The organism is Mesorhizobium sp. M0598 (assembly GCF_040320865.1).
Classification (GTDB): domain Bacteria; phylum Pseudomonadota; class Alphaproteobacteria; order Rhizobiales; family Rhizobiaceae; genus Mesorhizobium.
In genome coordinates, this window is sequence record NZ_JAMYQL010000042.1 from 12,645 (window position 1) to 25,512 (window position 12,868).

At 61.6% G+C, this 12,868-nt stretch carries 14 protein-coding genes and 3 pseudogenes; 6 read left to right on the forward strand and 11 right to left on the reverse strand.

Translation table 11 applies throughout. The annotated features are described in order from the left end of the window. Window positions 1-138: 138 nt before the first annotated feature. The 7 genes from NKI59_RS30690 to NKI59_RS30720 form a co-directional block, all read right to left on the reverse strand. Window positions 139-843: a GntR family transcriptional regulator gene (locus NKI59_RS30690; protein ID WP_352592978.1), complete on the reverse strand. Its 705-nt coding sequence runs from the start codon at window positions 841-843 to the stop codon at window positions 139-141. Between the two features lie 102 nt (window positions 844-945). Further along, window positions 946-1,686, reverse strand: a complete 741-nt coding sequence (locus NKI59_RS30695; protein ID WP_352708382.1) for an aspartate/glutamate racemase family protein — start codon at window positions 1,684-1,686, stop codon at window positions 946-948. An 8-nt stretch (window positions 1,687-1,694) separates the two neighbouring features. After that, a complete protein-coding gene (locus NKI59_RS30700; protein WP_352592925.1) occupies window positions 1,695-2,417 on the reverse strand; it encodes an ABC transporter ATP-binding protein in 723 nt (240 codons plus the stop codon). Between the two features lie 2 nt (window positions 2,418-2,419). Continuing rightward, entirely contained in the window at window positions 2,420-3,199 is a 780-nt protein-coding gene (locus tag NKI59_RS30705; protein WP_352708383.1) for an ABC transporter ATP-binding protein, read from the reverse strand. Window positions 3,200-3,203: 4 nt separating this feature from the next. Next, the gene (locus NKI59_RS30710; protein WP_352708385.1) at window positions 3,204-4,178 is read right to left on the reverse strand and encodes a branched-chain amino acid ABC transporter permease; all 975 of its coding nucleotides are present in this window, start codon (window positions 4,176-4,178) and stop codon (window positions 3,204-3,206) included. Window positions 4,179-4,183: 5 nt separating this feature from the next. Then, on the reverse strand, window positions 4,184-5,050 hold the full coding sequence (locus tag NKI59_RS30715; RefSeq protein ID WP_352478406.1) for a branched-chain amino acid ABC transporter permease: 867 nt from the start codon (window positions 5,048-5,050) through the stop codon (window positions 4,184-4,186). Window positions 5,051-5,127: 77 nt separating this feature from the next. Beyond that, on the reverse strand, window positions 5,128-6,330 hold the full coding sequence (locus tag NKI59_RS30720) for an ABC transporter substrate-binding protein (RefSeq protein WP_352708386.1): 1,203 nt from the start codon (window positions 6,328-6,330) through the stop codon (window positions 5,128-5,130). A 185-nt stretch (window positions 6,331-6,515) separates the two neighbouring features. Here NKI59_RS30720 and NKI59_RS30725 point away from each other — a divergent pair, with 185 nt between their 5' ends. Further along, a complete protein-coding gene (locus NKI59_RS30725) occupies window positions 6,516-6,890 on the forward strand; it encodes an MAPEG family protein (protein ID WP_352592912.1) in 375 nt (124 codons plus the stop codon). A gap of 236 nt (window positions 6,891-7,126) precedes the next feature. Further along, window positions 7,127-7,273: pseudogene (locus NKI59_RS30730) on the forward strand (hypothetical protein); the annotation flags it as partial. Between the two features lie 291 nt (window positions 7,274-7,564). On the opposite strand, the gene NKI59_RS30735 reads toward NKI59_RS30730, so the two are convergent. Beyond that, entirely contained in the window at window positions 7,565-8,239 is a 675-nt protein-coding gene (locus NKI59_RS30735) for a protein-L-isoaspartate(D-aspartate) O-methyltransferase (RefSeq protein WP_352592975.1), read from the reverse strand. 565 nt (window positions 8,240-8,804) lie between these two features. On the opposite strand from NKI59_RS30735, the gene NKI59_RS30740 reads away from it, so the two are divergent. Then, the gene (locus NKI59_RS30740) at window positions 8,805-9,194 is read left to right on the forward strand and encodes an antitoxin Xre/MbcA/ParS toxin-binding domain-containing protein (protein WP_352708388.1); all 390 of its coding nucleotides are present in this window, start codon (window positions 8,805-8,807) and stop codon (window positions 9,192-9,194) included. Beyond that, complete coding sequence (locus tag NKI59_RS30745; RefSeq protein WP_352592907.1) at window positions 9,191-9,709, forward strand: RES family NAD+ phosphorylase; 519 nt, start codon at window positions 9,191-9,193, stop codon at window positions 9,707-9,709. The genes NKI59_RS30740 and NKI59_RS30745 overlap by 4 nt, the downstream gene beginning before the upstream one ends. 78 nt (window positions 9,710-9,787) lie before the next feature. On the opposite strand, the pseudogene NKI59_RS30750 reads toward NKI59_RS30745, so the two are convergent. From NKI59_RS30750 to NKI59_RS30760, 3 genes and pseudogenes are all read right to left on the reverse strand, one after another. Further along, window positions 9,788-10,841: pseudogene (locus tag NKI59_RS30750) on the reverse strand (site-specific integrase). Further along, entirely contained in the window at window positions 10,831-11,250 is a 420-nt protein-coding gene (locus NKI59_RS30755) for a type II toxin-antitoxin system VapC family toxin (RefSeq protein WP_502896993.1), read from the reverse strand. Before NKI59_RS30755 ends, NKI59_RS30750 begins: the two are co-directional and overlap by 11 nt. Further along, window positions 11,247-11,489, reverse strand: a complete 243-nt coding sequence (locus NKI59_RS30760; protein WP_352592901.1) for a type II toxin-antitoxin system Phd/YefM family antitoxin — start codon at window positions 11,487-11,489, stop codon at window positions 11,247-11,249. The genes NKI59_RS30755 and NKI59_RS30760 overlap by 4 nt, the downstream gene beginning before the upstream one ends. Before the next feature lie 477 nt (window positions 11,490-11,966). Here NKI59_RS30760 and NKI59_RS30765 point away from each other — a divergent pair, with 477 nt between their 5' ends. Beyond that, entirely contained in the window at window positions 11,967-12,200 is a 234-nt protein-coding gene (locus tag NKI59_RS30765; protein ID WP_352592898.1) for an AbrB/MazE/SpoVT family DNA-binding domain-containing protein, read from the forward strand. After that, window positions 12,197-12,600 (forward strand): annotated as a pseudogene (locus NKI59_RS30770) (type II toxin-antitoxin system VapC family toxin). Before NKI59_RS30765 ends, NKI59_RS30770 begins: the two are co-directional and overlap by 4 nt. Window positions 12,601-12,868: the final 268 nt, after the last annotated feature.

The window sequence follows — 12,868 nt, forward strand, 5'->3', positions numbered from 1 at the left end:
GCGGGACTCTACGAGCGCTACCATTATGACGGCAGGAACGAAGAAGCAGTAGTAGTCATGGACCGAAGCTATGCCTTCAATCACGCCCAGCATGGCGCGGACATAGGCGAACTCCCGCGAAAGGTTTGACAGCGCAGATCAGCGCAAGATGTCCGACAGGCTCTCGGGCTTCTTCTCGCCAAGCGTCAGATCAAGGCCCGACAGCAGGTCGACGAGATGGCTTCGCATCAGGTCGGACGCGTCTTTTGCGTCGTGTTTTTCGATGGCATCGACAAGGGCGTGATGGGCCTGGCTTTCGCAGGTGGTGTCGCGGCGGCGCCAGTAGAGCGCGATGATCAGCGACGACCGCGACAGCAGGTCTTTGACGAAGCCGGTTAGGATCGAATGGCCGGCGATTTCGGCGATGCCGACATGGAATTTTGCCGACAGCATGATGGCGTCGCTGTCGCGGCCGGCATGCAGGGCCTCGTGCTCTTTTTCGAGATGAAGCCGCAGTTGCGCGATCTCGGCCGGCTTTGCCAGTTCGGCGGCAAGCGCCGCGACCTTGGGCTCGATCAGCGCCCGCGCTTCGAACACCTCGCGCGCTTCCTGCTTGGTCGGCTGGGCGACGAACGCGCCGCGGTTCGGCTCGAGCCGAGCCAAGCGGTCATGCGACAGCGCCTGCAGCGCCGCGCGTATCACCGCGCGGCTCACCGAATAGATCGAGGCGAGTTCGTCCTCGGGTAGTTTTGTGCCCGGTGCGAGGCGGTGGCTGACGATGGCGTCGCGCAGGCCGGCATAGACCGGAAACCAGCGCATCGTCGGCTTGTCGCCATCCCGTGGCTTTGGCCCAAGCAGGTCCATCGTCTCATTGTCCCGGCGACCGGATCGCATAGCGGCGCGAACACCGCGTTTCCGGCCGGACATCGAACATCCTGTGTGGGAATGTCAACAATTTTGCACGCATCAGGATACACGGCCGGAGGGCGAAAAGGGCGAAAAGATTCCGGCGAAGGATTTTTCGAGTGGAACCTGGTAGCCGCCGCGCTTTGAGGTCGACAGGCCAAGGCCGACGAGGCTCTCGCAGAGTTTTACTGCGCAGGCGACGCCGTCGAGCACGGGAAGGCTATGTTCGCGGCTGAGCGCGGCGGCGAGGTCGGCCATGCCGGCGCATCCCAGCACAATCGCTTCGGCCCGGTCGTCGCGGATGGCGCACTCGATCTCCTCAGAAATTCGATGGCGGGCGTTGGAGCCGGGCACTTCGAGCTCCAGAACGGGAACGTCGCTTGCCCGCACCCTGGCGCAGCGGCTGGCGAGGCCGTAGCGCACCAGATTGTGCTCGATCGCCGGCACCGAACGCGACAGCGTCGTCACCACGCTGAACTTGCCGGCAATCAGGCTCGCCATGTGAAACGCCGCTTCGCCGATGCCGACCACCGGCATCTCGCCGACGCAGCGCGCCGCGTCTAGGCCGGTGTCGTCGAAGCAGGCGATGACGCAGGCGCTCGCCGCCGGATGTTTTTGGATCTCGCCGATCATTCCCGGGATGGCGAAGACCTCGTCGAAATAGCCTTCTATGCTCGGCGGCCCATCCTTCGGATTGGCCGCGATGATCCTGGTGCCGGCCGAAGCCGCGCCGCGTGCCGCCTTGCCGATCTTCTCGGTCATGGACGCGGTGGTGTTGGGATTGACGACGAGTATGTCCATTTGCGCCTTCATATTTCGCCGCCGAGATAGAGTTTCTTGACCCGGTCGTCGCCAAGCAGCTCAGCCGAATGTCCGGCCAGCGCGATCTTTCCGGTCGTCAGTGCGTAGGCGCGCTGCGAGATGCGCAGCGCCATGCGCGAATTCTGCTCGACCAGCAGCACGCTGACCTTTTCGTCGCGGTTGATTGCGACGATCGAGCGGGCGATGTCCTGCACGAGCTTCGGCGCGACGCCGAGCGAGGGTTCATCGAGCAGCAGAAGCTTCGGTTTGGCCATCAGCGCCCGCCCGATCACCAGCATCTGCTGTTCGCCGCCGCTCATCGTGCCCGCCATCTGCGAATAGCGTTCCTTCAGGCGCGGAAAACGCCCGAGCACCATGTCCAGCGTCCTTGCGATGTCGGCCTTGTCGGTGCGGGTGAATGCGCCCATCATTAGATTGTCGCGCACGGTCATATAGGAAAAGACGCGCCGCCCCTCCGGCACCATGGCGATGCCCATCCTGACCAGCTCATCCGGCCGCGTTTTGTCGATGCGACGGCCCTGGAAATGGATCTCGCCGCTGCGGACCTTTTTCAGGCCGGTGATGGCGCGCAGGACTGACGATTTGCCCGCACCGTTCGCGCCGATGAGCGCTACCGTCTCGCCCTCGTTGACGTTGAGCGACACACCCTTCAGTGCATAGACATGGTCGTAGTAGAGTTCGACGTCGGAGACTTTCAGCAGTTCGCTCATGGCTAAAATCCGATCGTCTCATCTTCGGCGCCGAGGTAGGCCTCGATGACCTTTTCGTTCTCCTGGATTTCCTTCGGCGTTCCCTCGGCGATTTTCACACCGAAGTTCAGGACGACGATTCGGTCGGAAATGTTCATCACGGCTGGCATGTCGTGCTCGACGAGCAGCACGGTCACGCCGCGTTTGCGGACGCCGCGCACCATCTCCACCGTACGCGCGGTTTCGTCGTGATTCATGCCGGCAAAGGGTTCGTCGAGCAGGAGCACGGTCGGGTTGGTGGCGAGGCCGATGGCAATCCCCAGCGCGCGCAGATGGCCGTGCGGCAGCGTGCTGGCGATCTCATGCCGTTGCGCGCCGAGATCGAGGAAGTCGATGATCTCGTCGGCGGATCGCCCGAATTCATCCTCGTCGCGCCGCGCTGTAGTCGTGCCGAGATAGAAGCCGGCAAGGGTGGCATTGGAACGCAGGTGATGTGCGATGATGACGTTGTCGCGCACGGTCATGCCCTTGAAGATCGTCGTCTCCTGGAATGTGCGGACGACGCCCTTCCGGGCGACGATATGCGGCGCCAGACCTGAAATCCGCTGTCCGCGAAACAGCACCTCGCCCGAGGTCGGACTGATGAAAGAGGAAATCAGCTTGAACAGCGTCGATTTGCCGGCGCCGTTGGGACCGATCACGGAGAGGATTTCGCGTTCCCGGACGGCGAAGGAAACATTGTTAACCGCGACCAGCCCGCCGAAGCGTTTGGTCACTGCCTTGATCTGGAGAAGCTCGGTCATGGTCCTAGCCCTGCTTCTTGCCGAACAGCCGCAGGCTGAGCAGGCCGTTGGGAAGGAACAGCATCAGCGCGATCAGCACCGACGAGAAGATCAGCAACTGGAACTCGCCGGTCTCGAACAGGAAATCCCAGCCGAAATAGAGCACGAAGGTGCCGATCATCGGCCCGAAGACGTAGCTGAGCCCGCCGAGGAAGCAGTTCAGCATGAAATTCACCGAGTCGGTGACGGTGAAGCTGGACGGATAGATCGACTGCGAGATGGCGACGAACATCGCGCCGCCGAGACCGCCGAGGAACGAGGAGATGGCGTAGGCGATGACGCGCAGATAGGCGATGTTGACGCCGATCGAGGAGGCCAGTTCCTCGTTCTGCTGCAGCGACTGGCAGAGCTTGCCGATGCGCGAATGGACCAGGCGGTAAAGCCCGGCAAAGCACAGCACCATCAGCACCACCGAGACGAGATAGAACGCCGGGCGTGGATTGGCGAGCGTCGCGAAATCGGGAAGGATGGTCAGGCCGACGATCGAAATGCCGCCGGGGAGCGGAATGCTCACCATGCCCTTGGCGCCGTTGGTGATCGGCAGCGCCAGCGCCAGCAGCCGCGCTACTTCGGTCAAAACCAGCGTGACCATGGCGAAATAGACGCCGCGGAGCCTGAGGATGGGCAGTCCGATCAGCACGCTTGCAGCGGCGCAGAACAGCCCGGCCAGCGGCAGTGTCAGCCAGAACGACACACCATACTGGACGACAAGGATGGCCGAAACATAGCCGCCCATAAGCGCGAAGGCACCCTGGCCGATATTGATGCGGCCGATGTAGAAGGTCACCCATACGCCGGCGCTGGCGATACTGAGCAGCGCGACCGAGGTCAGCGTATAGTAGAGGTCGAGCCGACCGGTCGCCTCGATCAGCCAGGGCACGCCGATGAGTACGACCAGCAGGAAGACAGCGACGGCGAGGATGTTGCGTGTACGCTTCATGTCCATCACCCCCACGGCTTGCCCATGAGCCCGTTCGGGCGGATGCTGAGGAAGACCATCAGCGCGGCGAAGATGACGAGATAGGTAACGTCGCCATACTGGCGTAGCACTGTCAGGCCGACCGATTCCATCATGCCGAGGATGAAGCCGCCGGCGATTGCTCCGCTGACGACGCCGGCCCCACCGATCATCACCATCAAGAACGCCTTGATCGAGATCGGTCCGCCGATGCCCGAATTGACGCCGGTGATGGCGACCAGCAGCCCGCCGACTATGCCGGCAAGCATGGCGCCAAGCGCAAAGCCGATCATCGAATAGCGGTCGACCTCGACGCCCATAAGCTGCGCCGCGACCCGGTCCTGCGCCAGCGCCCGCATGGCGCGTCCCGGCTTGCTATACTGCATGAAAAGCACGAAGGATGCGATGAACAGTATGGCGAGAGCGCCGACCAGCAGCCGGTCGTAAGGCATTATGAGGCTGTCGGAGACGAAGACGCCGTTGACGATCTTCGGCACGCCGCGCTGCTTTTCACCGAACAGGAGGAGGATCACGGCGTCGAGGAAGAATGCGACCGCCGCCGCGAGAAGCATCGTACTTTCCTCCCGCACGCTTCGCCTAATCACCGTTCTGAAAAGGAATTTCTCGACCAGCGCTCCAATGACCAGCAGCGTGATCCCGGACGCAACGAGCGCGACGACGAAAGGCATGCCGAGCTGGCCATAGACGGTGTAGGTGATGAAGCCGCCGAGAACGTACATCTGCCCATGGGCAAAGTTAAGCACGTTCATCAGCGCGAAGATCAGGGTCAGACCGAGCGCGATCAAGGCGTATTGCGCGCCAAGATAGAGCCCGTTGGCGATGACTTGTTCCATCAGGATGGTTCCCCGGCCATTCAGAGGCTCAAGACGAATGCAGAGCCTCTGCGGCAATCCGCTTCAGTGCGGTTGCGTCAATCGACTTGAGCGACGAAGAGCGTCTCGAACTTGCCGTCGCGGTATTCCGTGACTACCATCGGGACCGAAAGCTGGCGCTTCTGGCCGAATGACGTCATTCCGACATAGGTCAGCTTGGCATCGTCCTTCAGATAGGGATTGGGCGCCGAGAAAGTGTCGATCGTCTTCTTGAACTCCTCGACTTTGTCGATCGCGGCCGGGTTCGCCTTCAGCGTCTCGATGATGTATTCGAGGGCGTAGACCTTGGTGTTGGACTCGTCATTGTATTCGCCAAACATTTTCGTATAGCGGTCGACGAATTCCTTCATCGTGTCGGACGCGATTTCCGGCGTCGAGGCGCCGCCGACTGAGATGAAGCCGTTGGCCAACTCGCCCGCGCCCTCTTCCAGCACCTTGGCATCCTGCGCCGTTTCGGTGGAGATCAGACCTTCGTAGCCGAGCTCGCGCGCGGCGCGGATCAGCAGCGGCGCATTGCCGGGCGCGACACCCGAAAGCACCAGCAGGTCCGGTTTTTGCAAAACGATCGGCGTCAGTACCGGCGTGAAATCGCGGGTATCGTTTTGGTAGACATCCGTTGCAGCCACAACCTCGAGCCCGAGCGCCTTTGCCGCGGCAACACCGCCATCCCGCTGGCTCAGCGGATCGGATTCGTTGGCGGCGACAAAGGCAACTTTCTTCACGCCCCTGTTTTCCATGAGATATTTGTAGATCGCCGGAGCCGACTGGTAGTTGGCGATCATGCCGAGCACGGCGTTGGACGCCGGCGGGCTGTAGAGTTCCTTCGGGAACGCGTAGGGAAAATAGATGATGCCCTTGGATTCAGCCACAGGACGCACCGCCGCCGCGCCGTCGTCGACATTCGGACCGACGACATAGTGGATGCCCTCCTGGGCCATCTTCTCCATGCCGGCGATCGCCCGCTTCGGGTCCTTCTGGTCGTCGAAGGTGACGATTTTAATGTCGTAGGTCTCGTCACCAATCTTCACACCGCCGGTTTCGTTGATCCAGGCGGCGCGCGTCTGCATCGAGCGGACGTTGGATGTGCCCCACGCAGCGGCCGCGCCACTCGTCACGCCGACAAAGCCGATCTTGAGTTCCTTGTTGGCGGCGTGCACCGTGATTGTGCCGCCGGCCATGATTGCCAGCGCGGAGACGGCGCCGCGCGCCGCGGATGTGATTATTGAACGCCTGTTGATCATTGTTCTTTCCCCTTTGGAGGCCGCGCATTGTTGCGACAGAACTCGACCGATACGCGGACTTTTGTGAGTGAAGGCTCAAATCAACCACCTGTCAACAAAACTTTTTCCGATTGTTGACAATCTTGTGAGCGGTCGTAGATGAAGAGCGCAAAGATTCGAATCGGCGTCGATTCGGGTAGCGCTGGTTGGGGCGTATTCATTCATTCGGCTGCCATTTCCCCCTACGGCTGACTACGGCTGGGAAGCACAATGAACATGCCGATGCCGGGAACGTCGGCGGGAGGATAGGGGCGGGAGCGGGCTCCAGCTCTGCGGTTGGCTGCCAATCCGCTTCCGCCCTGGAGACGTTCCCCGTGTTCGTGGCTGGAGTCCTCCTTGTCCATGCGCTCGGTCGTGAGAGCGGCCTCAGCGAATGGGGAGCTAGTCTCTATTTCTCAGTCAGGCTGGTTTATCTCCCGCCCTACGCAGCGGGGGTTCCCCTGTTTCGTTCCCTCGTCTGGAATGTCGCATTCGTTGGAATTGTGCTGCTTTTGCCTGCGTCACTCTGGCCCGAGCTATAGTGCCCAGAGCGCCATCACACGGCGAGATTCCCTTCCACCTATTCTCTGAAAGATCGACCGGAAAGGATCGTCAGCGGCCCGCTTGGCGCAACGGCCATCGAAGAAGAGCATCAGACGCGCTGTGGAGAACATCCACTCGCTGACTGACCGAAAAGGGTACATGGGAAGAGACCACATTGTTGGTAGCGAAGGTAAACCGGATGCTGCGCGGATGGGCGAACTAGTTCTCGGTAGGAACCACCAGCAAGGCATACCGGGCCCTCGACAGTTACACTGCAGTGCGGTTGCGCCGGTGGCTGCGTTCCAAACACAAGACCAGACGATGCAAGGGCGGGGCCCATCCAGACTCGCATCTTACGAGCACTTCGGGCTCGTACGTCTGACCCGACTTGGACGTGGCGTGTCGTGGGTGAAGGCGTGAGTTTTTGTCCGAGACCCGGATGCGGGAGATCTGCAGGTCCGGTTCGATGAGCGAGGTGTGGAAACGGAGCCAAGGTTGAATCAATAAGGCAGGGCCAGACGAAGGGGCGGCAAACAGATATGTTCAACCTACCGCCACTGCGCCACACCTCGACTCTACCGTTTCTTCGCGTTCACCAAGGGCGAAGAAACGCGGAAGGCTGGCATCTGATTGACGGTCGGAAAAGCGCGGTCGCGCCAGTTGTCGCACCTCATTAGACCGTTTCGAGCCGGCTGAACCGAACCGGGATGAGTTTGCGAGTCTTCAGTTGCCCTGCCGAATCCTTGTCGATGACCGTCAGCAACTGCACATCTTGAGGTCCCACAGGCAGAACCAGGCGTCCCCCCGGCTTGAGCTGCTCAAGCAAGGCCGGCGGCGCCCGCCCAGCCGCGACGGAGACCAGGATCTTGTCGTATGGGGCGTGCTCGGGCCAGCCGCGCGACCCGTCTCCGACACGAATGCCGACATTGGATAAGCCGAGGCCCTGCAGCAGAGCCTCGGCATGGCTTGCGAATTCCTCGATGATTTCTACGCTCCAAACCTGCCCGGCGAGTTCCGCGAGGATTGCGGTTTGATAGCCCAGGCCAGTGCCGATCTCGAGCACCGCCTCGTGCGGTTGGGGAGCAAGGAGATCGGTCATGAGAGCGACGATGAATGGCTGCGAGACGGTTTTATCGAAGCCGATCGGCAGCGGCATGTCCTGGTAGGCATAAGGTGCAACCGAGGCTGGCACGAAGAGATGCCGCGGCACTCGCCGCATCGCTGCCATCACCCGCTCATCGAGCGCCGCCTTGCCGAGTTCTTCGCTTGCAAGGTCGGTATGGATTGCAATCATCTCGACCATGTGCCTGCGTAGGACCGCGAGGTGCTCTTCGTTCATTGGCTTCATGACGGTGGGGCTTTCCTCAACCAGATTGCTGCCGGTGAGCATTATATCCTGTTCGTCACGGTAGCGCCCGCCATCGTTTCCATTACGGGTGCCCAGGGCAAGCGTGGGTGACCGTCTTGGCAGGCTATCGCCGGCGGCGACCCTGGAGATTCTGGGCGCTATATCGCCATAGCGATGTGTCCCGTATGCGGCTATCTCGCGCATCAGCTTCGCCAGCACCGGCCGGGAGGGCGAGGCGCCGGAGCCGTGCTCCTGGTGGACGAGGCGGCAGCCAGCCACCTTGACCTCGTCGACTTGGGCGTCGGTCGCCCGATCCTCGGTCGACGCGGGCATCGCCAATGGGCGACCGATCGGGAGAACTGGACGTTGTGCGTGCATTTGGCCGGTTTCGGGGCCTTTTGTGGGTTTTTGTGCACACAAGGAATGTGCCAGAACACGAACGTGTGAATGCGTCTGGTGAGGCCTCAACGACGTCTCATCCGCCAACCGAGACTTGTAGTCCGTCGCGCAATGCCATATCTTATGCACAAGAAATGTGTTTCTGAATATGGCAAGGGAGACAGGAATGACCCAAGCGTTGAAAGCTCCAGTTCAGAACGAACCGTTGGTGCTGTCCTATATGGATCGGGCTGGGAAGATCGCTGTCGCCCAGGTTGCTGATGGATTCGGTATGTCCAAAGGTCAGCTTGCCGAAACGGCGGGTCTTGCGCGGGAAACCCTCTATAGGGTTGAGCGTAGCCGTGCTGCAAAGACGCAAGGTCGCCTTCGTGAAATGCTTGAGATCATCAGCAGGGTGACCGACTGGGCTGGAGGCAAGGAGCAGGCGATGGCTTGGTATCGGGCGCAGCCGATACCGGCCTTCGGCGGACGGACGGCGGAAGCTCTGGTTAAGGAAGGCAAGGCCAGCGCGGTTCGCGACTACCTGGATCACGTCGCCGTTGGTGGCTTTGCTTGAGGTTTGCCGGAATTTGCTACCGCGCCCATGATCCGCGTTGGTCGTTCCAGCCGATCTCAGGCGACGGAGCGGCTATTCGGGGTGCCAGATTCAACCCGAAAGGTGTGCGTACGCTTTATCTGGCGCTCGACGTCATGACGGCCGTGAAGGAGGCCAATCAGGGTTTTGCACATCGCATTGATCCCTGCGTGCTCTGCTCATACGAGATCGATTGCGATGACATTGTCGATCTGAGGACGGCGCAAGGCCAGGCCGACGCCGGGATCCGGTTCGAAGATATGGCTTGTGCATGGATGGATTTTCTCGCCGATGGCAAACGGCCGCCGTCATGGAGCATCCATGACCGCTTCGTTGCTGAAGGCAAGTTCGGCATTCTCGTGCCCAGCTTCGCGCCAGGTGCCGGCACATCCGATCAGAACCTCGTGCTATGGAGCTGGGGCGAGGTGCTCCCGCACCAGGTCAGGGTGATCGATCCGGGAGGCCGGCTGCCTCGGAACCAATTGTCCTGGAGCTAACGCCGCAAGGGTCGGATCGAATTGCGACTCAGGCGATTATCCGCCCGCCCGCCCGAGTGTGCGTTCCGCGTCATTGTACTAGTTCGAGGCCTGCTGCACGGAGCGATGCTGCGACTGCTGGATGGCTTCGGGCAGCGGAATGGCGCGGCGTGCGGTTTAGGTGAGATAACCGGAGCGCAAGCCATGGGCGGAGAAGGCTTGCGGATCGAGCCCGGCCTCGGCGGTGCGCCGCTTCAGGATCAGATTGACGGCCTGCGGCGTCAGGGCGCGCTTCGAGATTGCCCCAGCGGTCGAGGCCGCCAAACACGGCGCCGTCGCTGATCCCGGCGCGCGCCAGCCAGTCCTTCAAAACCAGCACAGGCCGGCCGACGAGCAGCACGAAAGCGTCGCTGTCGGCTTGCGTCGTCTCTTTGCGGCCGAGCCGTATCGACAGGCATGGCAATTTATCGCCGTCGGAAGCGTTGGGATCGGCCGGAACCGGGTCTTCGTCGACCAGCTGTTCGACGCGAAGAGCAGAAATTTCGCTGCGACGCCGGCCGCCGGAGGCGAAGGCGCTGATGAGAATCGCGCGATCCCTGACGTCGACGAGACGGTTGCCGGCGCATGTTTTCAGGGGGGCGGCCAGAATATCGGCGGTCTTGATCGCGCTCTGCAGCCCGGCGCATTGAATTTTCCGACAAGTTCCGCCCCATTTGGTCAAGATTGACCAGCTCGACAGCCGCCGGCGCACGGTGGACGACGCGTGCGGTTTTTTGTCATCCGTAACAGGCCCTGGGCTACCCACCGACGCCGCTACGTCAGCCGGCATGCCCTGCGCCGGGTCGGCCTCGCGTTTCGAAAAATCCCAAACGTAGTGAGCGACGAATTTGAGGAGCAGGGATTCCGGCGCCGGCCAAGGCAGAGGCTGTCCGGTGGCGGCCAGCGACTAGGCGTCGAGATAGCCGAGGTCGGGCGAGCGCGCGGAGGGAGTTTTTGCCGATGCCTTCCTGGGCCAGATGGCGCAGCATCGCGACGTCGTCGTCGGTCAAAAGTTCGCGGCGGTCGAAGGGCAACACCGAATCCAATGCGAGTCGAGCGCCTCGGCGCGTCGAACACCATTGCCCGATGGCCGACCGACGCGGTCAGTTGCCATTCGCGAGCGGTCCGAGAATTCGGATTCCCTGGCCGCGCGCGGCAACTGCGAGCTTGCGATCGAGGGTGGCCAGCGGCAACGCGGTTTCGATTGCCAGCGCAAGGTAGGCGGCGTCATAGGCGCTAAGACCGTGCGCGATGGCAAGCTCGATGATGGCGCCGTCACGCCCTGCGCCCGCATCCTCAAGCGGCAGCCGGCGAAGTCGCGCCATTGCGGAGATCGATTCGCCGGGAACGATCCGCCCGCGCCGTTCGGCCGTCAGGACAATGCTGCGCGCCTCGTGCCAGAACAAGGAAGGGACTGGAGATTGGCCTCTCAGTCCCGCGATTGTTGTTTCGGCCGCCTCACTGTGCTGCTCCGGCAAGAGCCAGGCAGCGGCAAAGGAGGCGTCGAGGACCAAGATCATCAGTAGCGATGCCCTTCGTGACGCCAGGCCAGGATCTCTTCAGTGGTCACGGGCTTCGCCTTGGCGCGCGCGGCGCGAACCTCGTCGATCAAGGCGTCCAGCCGGTTATCCTTGTGGATTCGGGAGAGTTTTGCGATCGGATCGTTGCCACGCGAAATAATCACTTCCTCGCCGGCCTCGACTTTCGCCAGCAGTTCGGAGAGATGGGTCTTGGCCTCGCCGACCTTCACTGTGATGGTCATTTTTCCGTCCTCGTGTGGCGTTGTACGCTGTGGCGTCCTTGTTCCGCCACGGCCACTCTCGTCGCGCTGAGCGCAGCCTTGCACGACAAAGTTTGCGCGACCATAGCGTCGATTCCGTCGGTTGGTCAAGGCTTGGTCAAGTCACCGATAAGAGGTCATTATCGATAGTGTTCTTTGGCCTCACATCATCCTCGGTGACTGTGGCTTTCACTTCCCGATTTCAATTAAAGCCCTAAGCTGAAAAGTCAGACGATGGTTTTTGCCTTCTCGCTTCAATCGAAGGCGAGCGACGGGCCTTTTCCGAGGCTGTTGGCCCCAGTCCAGATGAACTCAAGAGGGTCGCGGCGGTGCCGAGTTCCGAAGGTCAGCGGCAAAGGATCTGCGGACTCACGGCTAACGGCTCAGGGCAACTCCCGATACTTGAATCCATCGCGCGGAGGTAATACCATATTTCGAGGTGTCCTTACCGAGGCTGCAATGACAACGACCGTAACCGCAAAAGGTCAAGTGACCATTCCCAAGCCCGTGCGCGATCTCTTGGGCATCGCACCGGGCAGCCAAGTGGATTTTCGCCGCGCCGCCGACGGCAGCGTGGTGTTGGTTCGTGCGGACGAAAAACGGCCGGCGAGCCGCTTTGCCAAGCTGCGCGGCCATGCCGGCAAGGGGCTGAGCACCGAGGCGATCATGACCTTGACGCGCGACGAAGCGTGACGCTGGTCGACACCAACGTTCTGCTCGACCTCGTCACCGACGATCAGGACTGGGCGGAGTGGTCGATCGAACAGTTGGAGGCCGCCTGGCTGCGCGGACCGTTGCTGATCAACGACGTCGTCTATGCAGAGCTCTCGGTCCGTACAGCCGGATCGAGGATCTCGACGCCTTTCTTGACGCGGCCGGCCTCGAGATCGTGACGATGCCGCGGCCGGTGCTATTCCTGGCCGGAAAGGTGTTCACCCAGTATCGCAAATCGGGCGGATCGCGCACCGGGGTGCTGCCGGATTTCTTCATCGGCGCCCACGCGGCGGTCGGTGAGCTGCCGCTGCTCACCCGCGACGTCGGCCGTTATCGCACCTATTTTCCATCGCTGATGTTGATCACCCCAGCCTGCTGAGCGCGCCTGGCGAGGCCTCGAACCGCGCCGGCAGGGGAGGGTGCTTTTTAGAGCCCGGACGCTTTGGTCAGGTTGACTCGGTAACGATCGCGGCCGCGTTGGTATTTGCGGGTGTCGGTTTTATTTCCCGATTTCAATTGAAGTCGTAAGCTGAAATGCGGAACCGCCGTTTACACCTTACGGCTTCAAGCGCGAGGAGGGGACCGTCAGAGCCTTTGGTGAGGTCGACGCGGAACCGTCGCGCGCGGCAGCTCGTAAGGGCGGGACG